Origin of the sequence: Barnesiella intestinihominis YIT 11860, from assembly GCF_000296465.1 — a bacterium.
Taxonomy (GTDB): domain Bacteria; phylum Bacteroidota; class Bacteroidia; order Bacteroidales; family Barnesiellaceae; genus Barnesiella; species Barnesiella intestinihominis.
The window spans coordinates 93722-113295 of the sequence record NZ_JH815205.1 but is presented as its reverse complement, the minus strand read 5'-3'; the positions used below and the strand labels follow the sequence as shown (position 1 = coordinate 113295).

Annotated in this window: 17 protein-coding genes; 9 read left to right on the top strand and 8 right to left on the bottom strand. The window is 48.9% G+C overall.

Features of this window, described 5'->3' with window-relative positions; genetic code table 11:
- The first annotated feature begins 321 nt into the window (after positions 1–321).
- Positions 322–1005: an RluA family pseudouridine synthase gene (locus HMPREF9448_RS09300; protein WP_008862313.1), complete on the top strand. Its 684-nt coding sequence runs from the start codon at positions 322–324 to the stop codon at positions 1003–1005.
- A 10-nt stretch (positions 1006–1015) separates the two neighbouring features.
- Here the strand turns inward: HMPREF9448_RS09300 and HMPREF9448_RS09295 are convergent, their stop codons facing one another.
- Both HMPREF9448_RS09295 and HMPREF9448_RS09290 read right to left on the bottom strand, forming a co-directional pair.
- The gene (locus HMPREF9448_RS09295) at positions 1016–2353 is read right to left on the bottom strand and encodes a DEAD/DEAH box helicase (protein WP_040296198.1); all 1338 of its coding nucleotides are present in this window, start codon (positions 2351–2353) and stop codon (positions 1016–1018) included.
- A gap of 869 nt (positions 2354–3222) precedes the next feature.
- Positions 3223–4392: a hypothetical protein gene (locus HMPREF9448_RS09290; protein ID WP_008862311.1), complete on the bottom strand. Its 1170-nt coding sequence runs from the start codon at positions 4390–4392 to the stop codon at positions 3223–3225.
- Positions 4393–4802: 410 nt separating this feature from the next.
- On the opposite strand from HMPREF9448_RS09290, the gene HMPREF9448_RS09280 reads away from it, so the two are divergent.
- The 3 genes from HMPREF9448_RS09280 (at position 4803) to HMPREF9448_RS09270 (ending at position 11707) form a co-directional block, all read left to right on the top strand.
- A complete protein-coding gene (locus HMPREF9448_RS09280; RefSeq protein ID WP_008862309.1) occupies positions 4803–7667 on the top strand; it encodes a T9SS-dependent choice-of-anchor J family protein in 2865 nt (954 codons plus the stop codon).
- A gap of 14 nt (positions 7668–7681) precedes the next feature.
- Positions 7682–10036: a PKD domain-containing protein gene (locus tag HMPREF9448_RS09275; protein WP_008862308.1), complete on the top strand. Its 2355-nt coding sequence runs from the start codon at positions 7682–7684 to the stop codon at positions 10034–10036.
- A gap of 474 nt (positions 10037–10510) precedes the next feature.
- Positions 10511–11707 carry a TPR end-of-group domain-containing protein gene (locus HMPREF9448_RS09270; RefSeq protein WP_008862307.1) on the top strand — a complete coding sequence of 399 codons (1197 nt, stop codon included), beginning with the start codon at positions 10511–10513 and terminating at the stop codon, positions 11705–11707.
- A 140-nt stretch (positions 11708–11847) separates the two neighbouring features.
- On the opposite strand, the gene HMPREF9448_RS09265 is transcribed toward HMPREF9448_RS09270, so the two are convergent.
- From HMPREF9448_RS09265 to HMPREF9448_RS09250, 4 genes are read right to left on the bottom strand one after another with little or no spacing between them, the layout of a single operon-like run.
- Entirely contained in the window at positions 11848–12429 is a 582-nt protein-coding gene (locus tag HMPREF9448_RS09265) for a Maf-like protein (RefSeq protein WP_008862306.1), read from the bottom strand.
- 22 nt (positions 12430–12451) lie between these two features.
- On the bottom strand, positions 12452–12976 hold the full coding sequence (locus HMPREF9448_RS09260; RefSeq protein WP_008862305.1) for a KdsC family phosphatase: 525 nt from the start codon (positions 12974–12976) through the stop codon (positions 12452–12454).
- A gap of 11 nt (positions 12977–12987) precedes the next feature.
- On the bottom strand, positions 12988–13755 hold the full coding sequence (locus tag HMPREF9448_RS09255; protein ID WP_040296197.1) for a Rossmann-like and DUF2520 domain-containing protein: 768 nt from the start codon (positions 13753–13755) through the stop codon (positions 12988–12990).
- Positions 13756–13769: 14 nt separating this feature from the next.
- On the bottom strand, positions 13770–14297 hold the full coding sequence (locus tag HMPREF9448_RS09250) for a nitroreductase family protein (protein WP_021891999.1): 528 nt from the start codon (positions 14295–14297) through the stop codon (positions 13770–13772).
- Positions 14298–14724: 427 nt separating this feature from the next.
- On the opposite strand from HMPREF9448_RS09250, the gene HMPREF9448_RS09245 reads away from it, so the two are divergent.
- Together HMPREF9448_RS09245 and HMPREF9448_RS09240 are read left to right on the top strand one after the other, a co-directional pair.
- Positions 14725–15960 carry a site-specific integrase gene (locus HMPREF9448_RS09245; RefSeq protein WP_004291422.1) on the top strand — a complete coding sequence of 412 codons (1236 nt, stop codon included), beginning with the start codon at positions 14725–14727 and terminating at the stop codon, positions 15958–15960.
- An 11-nt stretch (positions 15961–15971) separates the two neighbouring features.
- Positions 15972–16334, top strand: a complete 363-nt coding sequence (locus tag HMPREF9448_RS09240) for a hypothetical protein (protein WP_004291423.1) — start codon at positions 15972–15974, stop codon at positions 16332–16334.
- A gap of 77 nt (positions 16335–16411) precedes the next feature.
- Here HMPREF9448_RS09240 and HMPREF9448_RS09235 read toward each other — a convergent pair whose 3' ends face one another.
- Positions 16412–16717, bottom strand: a complete 306-nt coding sequence (locus HMPREF9448_RS09235) for a helix-turn-helix domain-containing protein (RefSeq protein WP_004291424.1) — start codon at positions 16715–16717, stop codon at positions 16412–16414.
- A 31-nt stretch (positions 16718–16748) separates the two neighbouring features.
- A complete protein-coding gene (locus tag HMPREF9448_RS09230) occupies positions 16749–17048 on the bottom strand; it encodes a helix-turn-helix domain-containing protein (protein ID WP_004291426.1) in 300 nt (99 codons plus the stop codon).
- Positions 17049–17186: 138 nt separating this feature from the next.
- On the opposite strand from HMPREF9448_RS09230, the gene HMPREF9448_RS09225 reads away from it, so the two are divergent.
- Genes HMPREF9448_RS09225 through HMPREF9448_RS09215 form a run of 3 tightly spaced genes read left to right on the top strand, consistent with a single transcriptional unit; the run spans position 17187 to position 19558 of the window.
- Entirely contained in the window at positions 17187–17612 is a 426-nt protein-coding gene (locus tag HMPREF9448_RS09225) for a helix-turn-helix domain-containing protein (protein WP_004291432.1), read from the top strand.
- Positions 17613–17615: 3 nt separating this feature from the next.
- A complete protein-coding gene (locus HMPREF9448_RS09220; RefSeq protein ID WP_004291454.1) occupies positions 17616–17966 on the top strand; it encodes a helix-turn-helix domain-containing protein in 351 nt (116 codons plus the stop codon).
- A 20-nt stretch (positions 17967–17986) separates the two neighbouring features.
- Positions 17987–19558, top strand: coding sequence for a DUF3945 domain-containing protein (locus HMPREF9448_RS09215; protein ID WP_004291455.1), 1572 nt, complete (start codon positions 17987–17989; stop codon positions 19556–19558).
- Positions 19559–19574 lie beyond the last annotated feature (16 nt).

Genomic DNA, 19574 nt, shown 5'->3' with positions numbered 1-19574 from the left:
GTGTCGTTTTCTAATAGAGACGTAATTTCTCTACATTCGGTTGCAAAAAAACTGTGCAAAAATAAATTTTTTTTATCGTCCAGTCTTTGGTTATAAGTTTTTCTATATATTTTAATAGGGGGCTCGGTCGGGGCAAGAGAAGTGAAGGTAAGGTAAGCTACGATTCGATAGGAAAAACGAAAAGTTCGTTTTGTCTTTTTTGGGCTTGCGCTATTTTGCAAGGCTTGCGAAAAAATAGGCGGGGTCTTGATATATCCAAGCACATTTGTTTCTGCGCTCGGTTTGTGCTATTTTTGCACAAGATTGAAATTTGTGTAGATTATGGAAGTCCTTTACGAAGACAATCATCTGATTATTGTCAATAAGAATTGCTCTGAGATCGTGCAAGGCGATAAGACGGGAGATACTCCGTTGAGCGAGATGTTGAAGGCGTGGTTGAAAGAGAAATATAATAAGCCGGGTAATGTCTTTGTGGGAGTAACTCATCGGCTCGACCGTCCGGTGAGTGGGTTGGTAGTGTTTGCCAAGACGAGCAAGGCACTGGCGAGATTGAACGATATGTTTCGTAACGGCGAGGTAAAGAAAAGTTATTGGGCTATCGTGAAACGAGCTCCTGAAAAGGAGAGCGACGAACTCGTACATTATTTGGTCAGAAACGAGAAGAGTAACAAGTCGGTAGCGTACGACCGGGAGAAACCGGGTGCGAAACGTGCTGTATTGGATTATAAGATTTTGGCTCGGGGCGATCGTTATACCTTGTTGGAAGTGGATTTGAAAACAGGCCGGCATCATCAGATCCGCTGTCAGCTTGCCAAGATAGGCTCGCCTATCAAGGGGGATTTGAAGTACGGAGCGGAGCGTTCCAATCCCGATGGGGGGATTTCGTTACATGCCCGTCATATCGAGTTTGTCCACCCGGTTTCGAAGGAGCTTGTGAGCGTGACGGCTCCTGTCCCGTCCGATAATTTGTGGCAGGCATTCGAAAAAATGGTGGAAGGAAAATAGAACGTGCTTTTCAGTACCCGAAAGAAATCTTTACTTTTTTCCTTTTTATCTTTTCGTTTTTGAGGCGGGCGAGTGTTTCGTGCGCTTTGTCGCGAGTTACAGCGACATAGCTGTAATGGTCTTTAATCTCGATGAGCCCTATCTCGTCGGCTGCGAGCTTTCCTTTCTGAGTGAGGAATCCCACGATGTCTCCTTTGCTTATTTTTTCTTTTTTCCCGGCTGCGAAATGGAATGTGGCCATTGGCGGAGTTTGCAGGAAGTTGGCTTTCGGGTCGATTCGGAAGTCGGTCGCCTCGGTTGCGTATTCGGGCATTTGTTCTGTGGGGCCGAGAATGATAAATGCTTCTCCTTCGGCATGCATGCGGGCGGTACGTCCGTTGCGGTGCGTGAAACTTTCGAAGTCGACGGGCAGGTGGTAATGTACGATGTATTTGACTTCGGGAATGTCGAGCCCCCGTGCGGCCAGATCGGTAGAGATACAGATGTAACTGCTGTGGTTGCGGAATTTGCAAAGCGCCCTCTCTCGGTCGGCTTGTTCCATGCCGCCGTGGAAGGCTTCGGCGATAATGCCCCGGTCGGTGAGGAACTGCCGTACACGGTCTACGCTTTCACGTTGGTTGCAAAAGATGAGGGTGAGTCCCGGTTTGAGGTTGTGTAATAGGGCAAGCAGCGTTTCCAATTTGTCTTTTATCGGCGAGTCGATTCGGTAGAGCGATAGTCTGTCGGTCGGCGTAGTCTCGTTGTCTTTCCGTGAACCGAGGAAATTGAGCTTTACCGGTTTTTTCAAATCAGTGAAGGCCGGTAGAGATTCACTGTCGGTTGCCGAGGTGAGAATCTTTTTCTTTACGTTTTTCAAGGGAGCGATGATTTCTTGCATTTCGTCCTGAAAGCCTAAGGCGAGGCATTTGTCGAATTCATCGAGGACGAGGGTATCGAGCGTTTCGAGTACGATTCGTCCCCGGCGTATATGGTCGGCGATTCTTCCGGGAGTTCCCACGATAAGAGCGGGAGCTACGGCGAGCGATTTACTTTCTTCCCGTACGGAGTGGCCGCCGTAACAGCAAACTATTTTTATACCTGCGGCGATTTTACGCAATACGTTGTCGATTTGTAAAGCGAGCTCGCGGGAGGGAACGATGACGAGCGCTTGCACTCCGGCAATTTTGGGGGAGATTCGAGACAGTACGGGCAGAAGGAATGCTAATGTTTTTCCCGAGCCTGTGGGTGAGAGCAGTATAATGTCGTTTGGCCGTGTAGCCGTTTCGAGCATTTGCTTCTGCATGCCGTTCAGTGAGTCGATATTCAAGTTGCGACACGCTTTGTCGATAAGGGCCGATGTTTCTTTCATGTCTGCAAAGATAATGTAAGCCGAGGGTCGAAGCAAATTTATTTGTTTATGTCGGAATTCTGACTTTTGGTGTTGTACAAAGAACGAGAAAAATAAAGCGCATCGATTTGCTTTTACAATGGAGAATCGGATTGAAAAATAATTTGAAAAAAATGACGATCCAATAAAGTACAAGTATATTTATATTTGAAATAATGTTAAATGTGTTAGAATTGTGTTTGAAAATTATGTTGTATAACAGAAAATTCATACATTTGCAATGTGTTTTTCATAGTATTAGATTAAGATTAAGGTTAACAAAGATTGGTTGTCGTGAGACAATCAATTTTTTTTTTGCCTATTCATTATTTCATATTGTTTGATAGCCCCTTTATTTTACAACGGTAATAAATACTCCTAACTATTTTCTAACCCCTCCGTCACTACGTGCCACCTCCCCTATATTTTGTACGACAAAACACCCTGTAAGGCTACGGGACACGGCAGGGGGAGAGTATGATACCCGATTGTTGCTGTTTTTTTAACCTTTCCGTCGTTTCAACCCCCTCGCCCTGCGGGCACTCCCCCTATATTCCCTAACGGAGACACAGGGGGAGAGGATTGGAAGTGGCGTTTCAGTTTCGGTATAAGGATACATTGTGCACACCTCCCCTATGTTTTGCATTGCAAAACATAGGGGAGGTGTCCGAAAGCCGGAGGGGGTGGAAAATATTATATTTCAATCGTATATGTTTTTGAATTTGCAGCTCGTTTATTTTTTTAGATGGCTTATGTGGGCAGTATATTCAACCGGTTTTATTTAAAGTGTGTTTTCCTTCTCTTATTTTAATTACAGTAGTTCATTTTGACGCAGAGGGACATATGGGGATTTAGATTTCTATACTTGCCCTGTATCGGCTGTGGGGGGAAACCGGAGTGAGTGCGAGGTATCCGCGCAGGAGCTTCCCGTCGGTTATGCGGGGTGGATTTGTTTTTAGTCGGGCGACGTGGTCGTTGTGGAGTTCTCCCGGTTTGGGATAATAGTCTACACGGTATCGCCCTTCCGTCTCCGGCGGCAAAAAGCGGTCGGCGAGTTTGCGTGCGACCATACCCATATTCATGCGTAGATTGAGTTCGACGAACGGGTGCAAGAGTGTGTTTCCTCGTTTGTCGCGATAGGTCATCATATCTACCCCGAAATATCCGGTGTAGTACGGGGCTATGCGTTCGGTGAAAAAGTCGATAAGCGATTCTTTGACGGCAGTAATGATTTCGAAGCCGACGGCATAGGTCAGTTCGAGTTCTAAAACGGCATCGCTTGCCAACCGGTTTTCTTTATATGCTCCGTGACGGTCGGTGAGGAACGAGGAATATCCAGCGAATTTTACTTCGAATCCGTCGCTGTGAAACTCCATAGCCCAGTCGCTGATTTTGTCATAGACCGGTTCGCCCATAAGCATACCTTGTTTCTGCAATACTCCGTTGCTCCATTGAGCCAATGCCGTGTCATATCCGTAAAGATTCCAATAGAGTCCGCGCCCGCTACCCGACCACGGGGCTTTCAGGATTTTACGATCGGATTGTTCTGTGAAGGATCGAATCTCGTCGGCTGTGTGTAGTTCTACCGGAAGTTCGGGAAAAGGGTAATCGATGCGGTTACGAAGGTATTTCCCGATTTCGGCGGAAAATTTTCGGTGGGATAGTTCCCGAATGGTATCGCATTGTCGTGCGGACGGTAATAGGGTTTTATCGATTCCCGCTAATCTCAAACGTTTTATCAAATCGCGGTTCCACCCCCAAACATGTATCTGTTTTACTTGTGCTCCATCGAGCCGGTCGGGTGTTACCGTAGAAATCTTTAAATTGAGCGGGGCTAATGTGTGAAGAAAATCGGACGGTAATTTATCGGGTATGTATATCGTGGTGTCGTCGTCGGCATACCAAAGGGGAAGGGCGGAGAGTTCTTTCCCGATGAGTTGCGCTGCCGGTGGAGGGGTGTAATTTTCTCCACCGAAGGCTATGGCCAAGTCATTTTCGGGATTGAACAGATAGAGGTTCATGATATGCCGTTTTTTTTATGGGGCAAAGATACGGAAAAAGGGAAGAGACTTTATCGAACAAATGTATTTGTTTTCCCTGTCGGATTGCTTACGCCCTCGATTTATACGAATATCGGGCTTTTCCCATTTGTCGCAAAATGCCGATGAATGTTGTCATATTTTTTTAAAAGGAGATGATTGTTATATTTTTTAAAAAAAATAATCAAAGAATGATTGCAGATTGTAAAATAATAATATTATATTTGCATATAGATAAGATTAAATTCGACTATGTAAAACTCAATTTTCGTTGTTTTCGGTTGTCTGTTTTTAGGAGTGGGAGAATAGAGAGACTTTGCATTCGAGATGGCATTTCGATAGTTTTTGAATAAAAGATGCTTTTTCTTCATATTAATTAAAATAGAATAGCTATGAAAAAAATTACTTCTGTTCTTTTTCTTTTCTATTGTTTTTCGGTAGGGTGGGCTCAGACTGTTCCTCCTTGTACGTTGGAAATAACCGATGCCGAGACTTTTGCTCGTGATTGGACAGTGATCGATGTCAATAGCGACGTAAGTGCCAATACGTGGGCCTATAACGATGGCAATGCGATGTATACGCAAGATAAGAGTAATGCCGCCGATGATTGGCTAATCGCTCCGGCGGTGACCCTCGAAGCCGGGAAAGCCTATAAGGTGTCGGCTTATGTGAAGCATTCTTCTACATTTGGTTCGGATAAACAAAAAATAGAATTGAAAATAGGGACGGCGCCTACGGTAGAAGGGCTGACGACCCGGTTGGTTTATGACGAATCTTTTCAAAGTAGATTGTTCGTGGAAAAATCGGGGACGTTTTCACCGGCGGAGAGCGGTGTTTTTTATGTGGGATTGCGTTGTTACAGCGAATCGTATAATGGCGATCTCTATTTCCAGAAGATCGTTATCGAAGAGGCTCCCGTTTATCCGGCACAAATTACAGACCTTTCCATCGTTGCGGGGGAGAGGGGAGCGATGTCGGCGACTCTTTCATGGACATGGCCTTCGTCCGACCATTTGGGCGGTGCGCTTTCGAACCTCTTGGGCGCTAAAATATATCGGGGGACAGATTTGGTCGCTACTCTCGATACGGCTACTGTGGGAGGAAAAGCTGGTTGGATAGATTCTTCTATCGAGACCGCCGGAAATTATACATATAAAGTGGTCGCTTATAATACGTTCGGGGATTCTCAGGGCTCAGCAACGACCGTTACTTCCCCGTGGATAGGGAATGATACTCCTATGGCAGTTACCGATTTGGTAGCTTCGGCAGAGGATGCGACTGTGAGCCTTTCGTTTATGCCACCGACAGTCGGAAAGAACGGTGGATATATCGATACCGAGGCGCTTACGTATGAAATCGGCCGTACCCCGGGTGGTGTCTTGTCCAAAAGTTTTTCGGGCCCCTTCCCTTATATCGATGAAGTCCTGGAATTGGGCAGTTATGTTTATACGGTCGTCGCAATGTTCGATGGTAAAGCGAGCGTATCGGTTTCTTCCAATAAGGTTGTGGCCGGAGGAGCGAAAGAATTACCGTATAGCGAGAGTTTCGATACCGAATCATCGCTCGATTTGTTTACTATACTGAGTGCCAACGGGGATAATTCGACTTGGAAATATGATAGCTCGAAAAAAATGGTTCAGTATTGGGGCGGTAGTGATGCCGATGAGTGGCTTATTACGCCTAAATTGAATTTGGTGGCCGGGAAGAATTATAAACTACTTTTCAAAACTGGGCTTGAAAATGCGGCTTCTGAGGAAAGTTATAAGGATTTGAGCGTGACGATTGGTCGGGCCGCCACGGCGGAAGCTCAATCTACCCGATTGTTCCGGGATACAATTCAGTCTGCTTTGATGGAAGAGAAAGAGGTTGTCTTTTCTGTTTCCGAGTCGGGTGGATACCATATAGGTTTCCATTGTTACGGACAGACCAATTGGTATGCTATATTCATCGATGACCTGTCGGTGGACGAAACAGTGGTTGTCCCGGCCGTCGTTTCCGATTTGACCGTTGCTCCCGGTGAACAGGGCGCTATGTCTGCCACGGTTGCATGGACCAATCCTTCTCTTTCGGCTGCCGGTACGCAACTGCCGATGTTGACGAAAATGGAGTTGTATCGGGGCGAAACTCTTATTTATACACAAGAAGATCCGATAAAAGGAGGTTCGGAACAGGTGATCGATGAAGATGTGCCTGCTCCGGGCAAATATGAATATAGAGTCATCGGTTATGTCGAGGAGAATGCCGGTGAGGCCGCCGTGGTGGAATCGGCTTGGATAGGTGCAGATACTCCGAAATCGGTAACTGATGTGGAATTGACCGATGTGGAAGGTAAACCGCAAGTTACTTTTAGAGCTCCCGCAGAGGGTGTGAATGGCGGATATATCGATGTGGAGAATTTGAGATACAGAATCGTCCGTGATCCCGGGAGCGAGATGTTGACGGAAAGTTTGACCGATACGGTTTATGTCGATAGCGATGACCTTTCTTTGGCTTTGTATCGCTATACGGTAACGACGCTGTCGGGCGATATGGAAAGCGAGTCGGTAACCTCGAATGCGTTGGTATTCGGCAGTGCATTGGGACTTCCGTACGAGACGAGTATGGATAGCGCCGATGAGATGGCTTTATGGACTATCGTCGATGCCAATAACGATACGAAAAGTTGGGTATATGATGCTACTGAGAAGGAGATGAAATATACGGCCTATTCGGCTGCCGACGACTGGTTGTTTACGCCGCCGTTCGAAGCTAAGAAGGGTTCGTATACGCTTGAATTTAGGGCCCGGGCAGAGAAATATCGTTATCCTGAGTCCATTGAAGTGACATTGGGCAGTGATGTTCTACCCGGTGAAAGCCAAACGGTGATCGCTTCGTACCCGGAAATCAATTCGACTTTGTCGGAACTTTATACAGTAGATTTCAGTGTTCCGTCAGACGGGATCTGGTATATCGGTTTACATGCTACTACCCGGGATCCGTGGGGATTGTATATAAGTTCATGTTCGATTATCAGTAATGTCATTTCCGGTATCGATGGTTTGGAGTGTATGAATGAAGTTTATTTCGATCGTAGTAACCATTCGTTAGTTTTTGACAAGGGTGGCGATATTCAAATTATCAATGCGGCAGGGGTAACGGTAGTGTCTTGTGAATCGGAAAGCGGACGAATGGATCTGTCCCAACTTCCGGCCGGACTTTATATCGCTCATGTCGTGACCGAAGAAGGGAAAACGATACAGATAAAATTTATCAAATAATAAATAGGAAGTGTATGAAAAGTTTTATTTCAAGCCTAATCTTAACAGCTGCTCTTTGGGTGAGTATACCGATGAGCGCTCAGCGGCCGATGAACGAGAGAGTTCACGATAAGGTCGCTACGAAAGAAGCTCCCCGTATTCAATTCGTGGGGAAAAAACAGGGACCGAATTTGTTTCAATCGGCTGCGGCGAGTGTGACTGCCGATTTTAGTTGTCAGAGTGCCGGCAGTGCTGTAACTGTATGGGAAGAGGATTTTGACGACGGAACAGATGGCTGGACATTTACCAATGCCGAGGATTTTTCGTGGACTGTGAAAAAAATCACGAGTACGACTGACCCCAGTAGAGATTTTTCTACTTATGATCCAGACGATGTTCAATCGTTGTATATAGAGGGCCCTTATCAGTCTTTCAAACGAGGAATCGCTATGGCGACAAGTGGGCAGATCGATGTTCCTGCAAATGCTATGTTGAAAGGATATATAGGGTTTACCCAAAATATGGACGATTACTGTCGCTTGCAGATTTCTGTTTCGGCAGATGCTTTTGAGACTTCGGAAATTCTTTGGAATAGCGTCGACGAGGACGGAGAGAAGCCGTGGCGTTGGCATGAGTTTTCGGTTTCTTTGGAGAAATATTCCGGTCAGAAGATTCAGATTCGTTTTACGTATGGTCCCGGAAAAAACGATTCGTTCGGAACCGGTGGTTATATGGGCGATTTCGCTATCGACGGTTTAAAAATTACCGGAGTATCGACCGTAGAACAAGTCGAGGCAGCCACGGGCGAGGTGATTGCTTTCGCCGATATGTCCTCGGGTTCGCCTACGGCATGGCAATGGTCGTTCCCGGGCGGAACGCCGTCGACATCGACCGACCAGAATCCCCGAGTGTTCTATACGCGAGACGGCGTTTACGATGTGACGTTGACGGTAAGTAATGCCGATGGGAGCGATACGAAGACCCGCACGGGATTCGTGAAGGTTACCGGATCCGCACCGCTTGCGCAGATATTACCACCGGCTACATTCCGGTTCAGCGAAACGCGTTTGCCGATGGTAGCTCCGCTGGTGGGGGTGCAGTATCGGGACAATTCGACCAATTATCCTACTTCGTGGGAGTGGACTTTCGACGGTGTCGATCCCGAACCGTATGCCCGGGTGACGTCGCACGAGGAAAACCCTATCGTAGGGTATAGTTATATGCATAAACAAGGGGTGAGTCTGCGTGTGGAGAACGAACATGGCGAATCGAACGATACCGTAGAGGTGTCGGTCGAGTACAGTGGGTTAATTACGAATTTAGAGCCGGGAGATAGGGCTGCGACGTTCGATTTGGAAGATAGAGGAACTTTCCCCGGGACGAATAAATTGAATATTACTGCTTATGCTGAGAAGTTTTCCAAACCGTCCCGTCCGATATTGGTATTCGGAGCTTATGTTTATTTTGTGAGTGCTTCGGCTGCGAGTATAACCGACCAGATTGCCGATGTGGGCGTGCATCTGTATACCAGCGAGAACGGATTGCCAGGCAAGAAACTCGACTCGATGTGGTGGAGGGTATTCGAATTGGAAACCCCTTCGGGCAGTTCATTGACCGCTACGGAATTTGAATTTGACCCGACGGTGATCGACGACGAGTTTTTCATTGTGGTGGACGGTATTCCCGAGAAGAACGACAGTGTAGATGTGTCGTTCGCTATGGCCGATTTCCGGGACCACGGTAACACGGCTTATATGTTGAAAGATGGAGAGTGGCGAGACGTGAGCACTTATTTCCCCGCAGGAGCGAATCATACTTCTTATATGATTATGCCTTCGATCGTTCATTCGGTTATGTCGCCTATGCCGGTAGACCGTGAACCGCTGGTGGTGGGTAAGGCAGCCGGTACGGTTAAATATCCGTTCTATTCGATATACGGTTATGAAACTCCTATTCGGAGTGATGCCGAGTGGTGTCGGGTCGTAGGTAAGCCGAATGGCTTGACATTGGACACCTTGCAAATTTCCTATGACCGTTTGCCGGACGGTATTGAGGAACGTGTCGCTACGCTCACGGTCTCGGATAGTATTTCGACTTATGACATCAAAGTCACTCAGAATGTGAACGGAGTTAGTTCAATAGAGAAAGTTACGGAAGAGAAGGCTTCTATTTATCCGTCTGTTTTCAACTCTGAATTTATTGTACGTGTTCCTGAGAATACCCGAAGTATTTCCGTGCTGGACGAAGGCGGTCGGGAGGTGTATCGACAGCATGTCGATTCGCAAGCTCGTCTTGTGACCGTAGATGCTTCGGCGTGGGCTCCGGGAACGTATTTTATTCGGGTCGTCGGGAAACATGAAATCACAGTCGTTAAGGGTGTGAAGAGATAGTTGGGTAACATTGTATGGTTTAACCCCTCCGTCACTACGTGCCACCTCCCCTATATTTTGCGTACAAAACACCCCGCAATGCTACGGGACACGGCAGGGGAGGAGGGTGAAAAAGCTACACCTGATAACGGAACATAAATCTCTTGGTGGCCTAATGGTTGACTTTTTTATTTTTCAGAATACAGGTTGAGGAGGTTTGACGGTGGTTCCTAAGGGGAGGGTGGAAAGTTACAGATTGTAATTACTGAATCTGAAAGAGCCGTATCATTACTCGAAACAGAGTTTGATACGGCTCTTCTTTTTGGACAACTCGAATTTCAACTTAAAAATTTTGGGTAAAATTGAGTTTTGGCATACCTTCTTTCGATATTTTTATAATATTATTATAATGTTATCCTTTCTTAATTTATTAAGAGTCTGTGTTATGTTTTTAGTATTTTCCCCGTCTCTTTAATATACTTAAAATTAATGTTTATGAAAAAGTTTTTATGGATAGCGTTTTTGTCATTCTGTTTCAGTGGTGTGGCTGCGGAATCCGATTGGAATGCCGATAGTGTGCAAGTCTATTTTAGCCGGAGTGTGACTCCTGTCGTTCAGAAAAATTGGAAGGATCATAAGTTGATATTGAAAACATATCGACAGTTCCTCAAAACTTGTGAATCTGTGCCAGATTCTGTCTTGAAACAGTGTTCGTGGTGTTTTATCGACACATATTACAATATGGCTTGTTGCGAATCCATGATGAAACGGAAAAAAGCGGCGGTCGATGCCTTTGAGAAAGCTATTCAATACGGTTATTACGATTATGCCCATGCCCAAAAAGATACCGATTTGGATAACGTGAGGGACGACAAACGTTTTCAGAAGGCGATGGAGCGTTTGCGTGAGGTAGGCGACTTCGGATATATACTCCGAAAATCACCGGGGTATGACGATGCTGCATCTATCGACTCTTTGCCTGCATTCACATATATGGACCCCAACGACCGCGATTTGGTACGGGTGCGCCGATATTTCAACTTGGACAGTATTGCGGGAGCCGGTGACGAAATATCCAAGATAAAAAATCTGTTGGCGTGGGTACACAATACGATTCGTCACGACGGTTCGTCTTATAATCCCGAAGAGAAAAATGCGATAGCTCTATATGAAATTTGCAAGAAGGAGGATAGGGGCGTTAATTGCCGTATGATGGCGCAGATGTTGAACGAGTGTTATCTGGCTATGGGATTCAAGTCCCGCTACGTGACTTGTCTTCCGAAAAGCTATATAAACGATTGCCATGTGATCAACGTCGTTTATTCCAACACTCTCGACAAGTGGTTGTGGGTAGACCCCACATGGAATGCCTATGTCATGGACGATAAAGGTAATTTGTTGAGTATATCGGAGGTTCGAGACCGATTGAAAAAAAGTGAGTTCGTGACGGTTAACGAGGACGCTAACTGGAATCATAAAACTCCGTGTACCAACGATTATTATTTGGATTATTACATGAGCAAAAATCTTTATTATCTGCAATGTTCCGATTGCAGTGGCTTTAACAATGAAACTTATGTCGAGGGGAAACGGCGTCCTGTGTACATCACGCTGTCTCCGACGGGCGAGCCTTACGATAAACGGTGGAGTACTTCGAATGAGTCGTGGTTCTGGGCTTCTCCATATAAATGATATCGACGGGAGATATTGGATGCTGTTTTAAATTTATTGAGAAATAATATTATCATTGCAAGTAGGTATGTTCCGGCCATATTGAGCCCCTGTCTCGCAGATTGGTCTCAATCTGTCTCGGAATAAATTTAAAACAGCGTCTAAAATTTTTTTAATTCGGTGTACAGTCGTTGTATAGGCAATCCCATCACGTTGTAATAGCTGCCTTTGAGTCCGGTCACGCCGATGTAGCCTATCCATTCCTGTACGCCGTATGCTCCGGCTTTGTCGAGGGGGCGGTACGTCTCCACGTAGTAATCGATTTCATCGTCACCGAGGGCGGCGAAAGTGACTTCGGTGGAGACGGCGAAGGAAATCTGTTTTTGCAGAGAGGTGAGCGTGACACCGGTGATGACGGTGTGGGTTTTTCCCGACAGGGCTTGCAACATGGCTTTAGCATCGGCTATATCGCGAGGCTTGCCGTATACTTTCCCATCGAGCCAGACGATGGTGTCGGCAGTAATAAGGAGCGTATTATCCTTCATAAAGCGGCGGTAGGCGGCTGCTTTTTCTTGCGAGATGTAGAGGGGAATCTCTTCGCCCGAAAGGGTGTCGGGGTAGGATTCGTCCACTTCGGGAAGGGCTGTTACCCGATAGTCGATGTCTAATCCGGCGAGAAGTTCCCGGCGGCGGGGTGAATTGCTCGCCAACAGAATTTCGTATTTTTTGAGATGCGATAGCATGGTGTTTCGTTGTTTTGTGTGGTTACCAGCCGAAGGCTGTTTTATCGGACATCCATTTGCCTTGTGCCCTCAGGATTTGTTCGATGATGTCCCGCCCACAACCTTGTCCGCCGCCGAACGGCGAGATGTAGCGGGCTATCTGTTTAATTTCGGGGGCGGCATCGGCGGGACAAGCCGGCAGACCGGCTATCTGCATGACCTCGTAGTCGGGAATGTCGTCGCCCATATACATGACTTCGTCGGGACGCAGCCCGCACTCGTCCAGCCATTTTTTGAAAATTTCGATTTTTACGGCGGCTCCCATATAGACATGGTTTAATCCTAATCCTTCAAAACGTTTGCGGACAGCCTCGGTGCGTCCGCCGGTAATAATGGCGATGGGGTAGCCCATTTTGGCGGCGAACTGCAAGGCGTACCCGTCTTTGATGTTGACGATCCGCATGGGTTCGCCCGATGGATGCAGGGGGATCGTATCGGGAGAAAGGACACCGTCCACATCGAAGGCGAAAGCCTTTATTCGTGAGAGGTCGAAATCGGTTCGGCTCATAGTCGTTGTTTTTAATGTTTGTTGGTTTCGTGAATACTCCGGCTCATCAGGTCGTAAATCTGCCGCATGGTCGGGTCTGAAAGCAGAGCCATTTGCTTGTCTATGACGTTTTTGTCGTATCGGATTGCCGGTCCGGTCTGAGCTTGTGCCGGCGGCATGTCGGCTACTTTCGCGGCAGTCTCCCGTATGAGCGGCAGCATGGTCTCGAACGGCAGCCCGTGTTCCGACAGAATGCGGTCGCACAAGGCGTAGAGGTGATTGGAGAAGTTGCAGGCGAACACGGCAGCCAAATGCAGGTACTTGCGCTGTTCGGAGGTCGCTTCGTAAACCTTTGTCGATAACCGACCTGCCAATTTTTGCAAACGTTCGGTATCGTCCGTATGGTTCGTTTCGACAAAAATAGGAATATCGTCGAAGTCGGTTTCCCGTTCTTTGCTGAATGTCTGCATGGGGTAGAATACACCGTACCGTGCGGTATACGGGGCGAACACTTCCATGTCCATGCTTCCCGCCGTGTGTACCCAAAGGCCTCGATTGGAGGGCATGCGGGAAACCAAATCGAGCAGAGCGGAGTCTTTCACGGCGAAGATATAGAGATCGCCGTCGGTGGGGACTTGGCTGATGTCGGTGGAATAGGGCACATCGCGCAATCGTTCGCTCAGCTGTTCGGCCGATTCTCGGGTACGACTGTATATATAAGCCGGAGTCATTCCCTTTTTTTGTAAAGCGACCGCTAATTGCGTGGCTAAATTGCCGGCTCCGATGAGAATAATCTTCATGTCGATGCAGGGGATTACCATTTGCCGATATGAACTTTTTCCCACATCATTTTTTCTTCGTCGAAAGGCTTGCGCTCTTCGTCTTTATGTCCAATGGAGAGAATGCAGAGCACTCCCATCTCTTCGGGGATTCCCAATGTCTCCCGCACAAAATCTTCGGCAGGTTCGTCCATAGCTCCGAACCGTCCCCGCACCTGTATCCAGCAGCTTCCCAAACCGAGGTCGGCGGCTTGCAACTGCATGAGAATGGCAGCGATAGAGGCATCCTCGATCCACGTATCGGTAAGGGTCATGTCGGCGGTGACGACGATAGCGAGCGCTGCTCCGGCAATGGGTTTGGCTCCCGAAGTCTTGCATTCGGACAAACGGGCGAGCGTTTCTTTGTCTTCCACCGCAATGAACTCCCACGGAGTGCAGCGTTTGGACGAAGGAGCGAGCAATCCCGCTTCGAGAATGGTTTTTACGGCTTCGGGCGATAGCGCCTCTTGGGTGTATTTGCGGATACTCCGCCGATGAATTAACAAGTCGTGCAGGCTTTTCATAAGGATAGAGGTTCTAAGTTTGTTATGAAATTTATCCATTTTGATTTGTCTGAAAGAGTAAAGACCCTTTTTGTCACCATACAAATCATCTTTACATAGCAAAGTTACTACAAAAAAGTGAAATGCGGAAAGATATAGTGATAGAATTGAGTTACAAGGGTTTTGGTTGAAGTGGCGATAATCCGTGAAGCCATTACAATCCCTGCCGAAGCCAAATCCTGACGCCGCTACGTTACTTGTTCGTAACCATGCCCGAAAATGCGACAAACGGGTACGAATAGCGAAACAAGGCTCTAAGGAATAGTGAGTTATCCATAACTCATGCGAAAAATCAGGTTACGGAAAAAGATTGCGCCGTTCCTCCCCGTTTTGCGTACCAACACCGGACTCTTCACCAACTAATTTTGAAACCCAAAAATTAAGGACAATGAAGAGTACATTTTCAGTAATCTACTACCTCAAGCGTCAGGTAGTGAAAAAGGACGGGACAGTTCCCGTCATGGGACGCATCACGGTGGACGGCAGCCAGACACAGTTCAGCTGCAAACTGACTGTCGATCCGAAACTGTGGGACACCAAAGGTGGACGTGTCACGGGCAGAAGCACGGCGGCACTCGAAACGAACCGTATGCTTGACAAGATGCGGGTACGCATCAACAGGCATTATCAGGAAATCATGGAGCGTGACAACTTCGTCACGGCGGAGAAGGTGAAGAACGCCTTTCTCGGACTGGAACACCGCTACCACACGCTGATGCAGGTGTTCCGCCAGCACAACGAGGACTACGAGAAGCAGGTGGAGGCAGGCATGAAAGCCAAAGGCACGCTGCTGAAGTACCGCACCGTTTACAAGCACATGCAAGAGTTCCTCGACATCCGCTACCATGTGAAGGACATCGCCCTAAAAGAGCTTACCCCGGCTTTCATCTCCGACTTCGAGATGTTCCTGCGCACGGACAAGCACTGCTGCACCAATACCGTGTGGCTGTACGTCTGCCCGTTACGGACGATGGTATTCATCGCCATCAACAACGAGTGGCTGACGCGCGACCCGTTCCGCGAGTATGAAATCAAGAAGGAGGAAACAACACGCAGTTTCCTGACCAAAGATGAGATCCGCCTGCTGATGGAGGGGAAACTGAAAAACGCCAAACAGGAATTGTACCGCGACCTCTACCTGTTCTGCGCCTTCACGGGGCTGTCGTTCGCGGATATGCGCAACCTTACGGAAGAGAATATCCGCACCTACTTCGACGAACACGAGTGGATAAACATCAACCGCCAGAAAACGGGCGTGGTGTCCAACATCCGCCTGCTCGACATCGCCAACCGCATAATCGGCAAATACCGGGGACTGTGCGGGGACGGCAGGATATTTCCCGTTCCGCATTATAACACGTGCCTTGCCGGTATCCGTGCCGTCGCCAAGCGTTGCGGCATCACCAAGCATATCACGTGGCATCAGAGCCGCCACACGGCAGCCACGACGATATTCCTCTCCAACGGTGTTCCCATCGAAACGGTCAGCTCCATGCTCGGACACAAGAGCATAAAGACGACGCAGATTTACGCAAAGATAACCAAAGAGAAGCTCAATCAGGACATGGAGAACCTTGCCGCAAGATTGAACGGCGTCGAGGAATTTGCAGGTTGCACCATCTAAAAAGAAAAGCCATGAAACGTGACACAATCATCATCGAGGACAAGGCAGTCAGCGTAACCGGTAACGACGTGTGGATGACCGCCACCGAAATAGCCGGATTGTTCCATACGACCGTCCCGGCAGTGAACGCCGCCATCAGAGCCGTCCGCAAGTCGGACGTGCTGAACGACTACGAGGTGTGCCGCTACATGCAGCTTGAAAACGGGCTGCACGCGGACGTGTACGCCCTTGAAATCATCATCCCGGTCGCTTTCAGGGTGAATACCTACAACACCCACCTGTTCCGCACATGGCTGGTGGGAAAGGCACTCTCACAAGAGAAACGGCAGACATACGTGATGTTCATACAGAACGGAAAAGCCGGGTATTGCTGATTGCACATACCCCATAAGACAAGTAAACGGGTAGCACCACAAAAGGTGTCACCCGTTTACTTTTTCATGAAACCGCCTCACTCCAGCGGCTTGCGGTAGTTCGCTTCCAGTACCCCGCGCAGCCCCGTTTCCGGGTAAAGCACCTTCCCTCCCAAAAGTATGAAGGGCAACACGCGGTTGTTGCGGTATTCCTGCAAGGTGCGCCGGCTCACACGGAGCAGTTCCGACACCTCGCCGTCCGTCAGGTAACGTTCCCCGTCCAGCGGAGGACGGTAGCTTTCCAGAAATGCGGACAGCCATTTCGAGCCTTTGCGCATATCCTGCACCACAGAGGCTATCGGCTCGTCTTCCATCGTAAAAACATCGTTGTTCTCGTTCATCATAACTTCGGATTCAGTGGGTGAATAAATCAAATCATCTGCCGTGCGGATAGAGCGTGCCGACAAGCGGTATCAGCCGCTTCACCTCCTCTGGCTTGTAATAGAACCTGCGGTTTATCTGCGAGTAGCCGATAAGCCGCCTGTCACGCAGCGTCTGCAACGTGCGCGGGCTTATTCTCAACTGCCCGCAGACCTCCTCGCCCGTGAGCCATCTTTCCATGCGCCCCGTGTCGCTTTTGCGCCTCAGGGCGGCGACCTTCTCCGAGAGTGCGCCGAATGCCGCCACCATCATCTCGAAAGTCTTTTTCTCGATAGATACTATTTCCATATTCATGTCATTTAGAGTTTGCCGCAAAGGTAACGAAACGGCATACAAGACGTATCGTTTTCCGCTGAAAGGCTGCCTGTTGCGCCGTTTGACCGGGTTACGGAGCCATCTTCCGCAAAAATCTTACGTGAGTCACGTAGTGAGTTGTTAAAGCCCCTTTTGTTTATTGCCGAATTTTGTCGCAGAAACAAAAAGAAAGGACTGAACATGAAAGTGATAACAATGGAAAGTTCCGCCTACAAGGAGATGATGGCGCAGATTGCGAACATCGCAGGGTACATCCGCGAGGCAAGGGACGAGAAGAAACGGAAGCGGGAAACCGAAGACAAGCTGCTTGACACGGCACAGGCGGCGAAGATGCTCAACGTGAGCAAGCGCACCATGCAGCGTATGCGCACCGACCACCGTATCGAGTATGTGGTGGTACGCGGAAGCTGCCGCTACCGCCTTTCCGAGATACTGCGGCTATTGGAGGACAACACAGTAAGGAACGAGGAAGGGACAATAGACACCCTGTTCCACAACCACACGCTGCGCACGGGCGGCAAACCAAAAGGAAGGAGGACATAGGTCATGGAACTGCTCACACGAAACAACTTCGAGGGCTGGATGCAGAAGCTGATGGAACGGCTCGACCGTCAGGACGAACTGCTGCTGGCGATGAAGGCTGAGGGGAAACAGCCCACTATCACGGAAAGCATCCGCCTTTTCGACAATCAGGATTTGTGCATGTTGCTCCAGATAAGCAAACGCACCCTCCAACGCTACCGCAGCGTAGGCGCATTGCCCTACAAGACGCTGGGCAAGAAGACCTATTACAGCGAGGAGGACGTGCTGACATTCCTTTCCAACCATATCAAGGACTTCAAAAAGGAAGATATAGCCTTCTACAAGGCTCGTATCCATAATTTCTTTCATAAATAACCCATTAAAACATTTTTCAGATGGCAAAGAAAAAAGACGAAAAGGACGTGCTGGTAGTCCGTGACGAGAAGACAGGCGAGATCAGCGTGGTAGCCGGGCTGAACGCGGACGGCACACCCAAGCGCACCCCCGCAAAAGCGGAGAACGCGCAGAGTTTCCTGCAATTCGACCGACATGGCGACGTGCTGGACAACTTCTTCAAGAACTTCTTCCGGCAGTGCAAGGAACCCAGCCGCTTCGGTTTCTACCGCATTGCGGCAGACCAAGCTGAAAATCTCTTAGAGGTGATGAAGCAACTGCTGAAAGACCCCGAAGCGAACAAGGAGCTGCTCGCCCCTCACAAGGTGGACACCTCCGACTATGAGAAGAAGGTGCAGGAAGAGATGGCAGCACAACAGACAGAGAAACAAGAACCTCAAAAACAGGAGAACATGGAACAACGGAAAGAACAGCAACAGGACAAATCCGAACAGATGCAGGGCAAACGTGGCTACCAGCCCATCGACGAGAGTAAAATCAACTGGCAGGAGCTGGAGGACAGATGGGGCGTAAAGCGGGACAACCTTGAAAAGTCCGGCGACCTTACGAAGATGCTCAACTATGGCAAGTCCGACTTGGTAAAGGTCAAACCGACCTTCGGCGGCGAATCATTCGAGCTGGACGCCCGCCTCTCCTTCAAGAAGGACGGTGAGGGAAACATCAGCCTCGTGCCGCACTTCATCCGCAAGGAGCAGAAGCTGGATGAGTACAAGGAACACAAATTCTCCGACAATGACCGGAAGAACCTCCGCGAAACGGGCAATCTCGGTAGGGTCGTGGACATTGTGGACAGGGAAACGGGCGAGATCATCCCCTCCTACATCAGCATCGACCGCAAGACGAATGAAATCACGGACATTCCGGCAAGCAGGGTGCGCATCCCGGAGCGCATCGGCAAGACGGAAATCACCACGCAGGAGCGGGACATGCTCCGCGCCGGACTGCCCGTACGCGACAAGCTCATCGAGCGCAACGACGGCAGAAAGTTCGTCACCACCCTGCAAGTGAACGTGGAGCAGCGCGGCGTGGAGTTCGTGCCGGGAACCGGCAAGTCGCCCCGTACCGCACAGACACAGGAAACCAAAGGCGACACATCGAAAAGTCAGGCGCAGGGCGGGGAAAATGCCGCACAGACCAAGAAGGAGCAACGCCGCAACACGTGGACGAACGAGGACGGCAGCATCCGCCCCATCAGCAAATGGAGCGGCGTGAGCTTCACCGACCAGCAGAAAGCCGACTATGTGGCGGGTAAAGCCGTGAAGCTGGAGAACGTGACCGACAAGCAGGGCTTCCATGCCACGATGTATATCAAGTTCAACCCGGAGAAGGGACGCCCGTACCGCTACGACACGAACCCTGACAATGCACAGCAGGTTGCTCCGTCCAACGAGAGCCGCACGCAGGTGGCGGTGAACAACGATGGCAAGACCAACGAGGCTACAAAGAATCTGAGAGAGCCGTTGCAGAAAGGTCAGACCAACCCGAAGGACGCCCGCCAGCAACAGCAGCAGGAGAAGCCGCAGAAGAAAACGGGCAAGGGCATGAAAATGTAATCCCGTGTCCGCCACT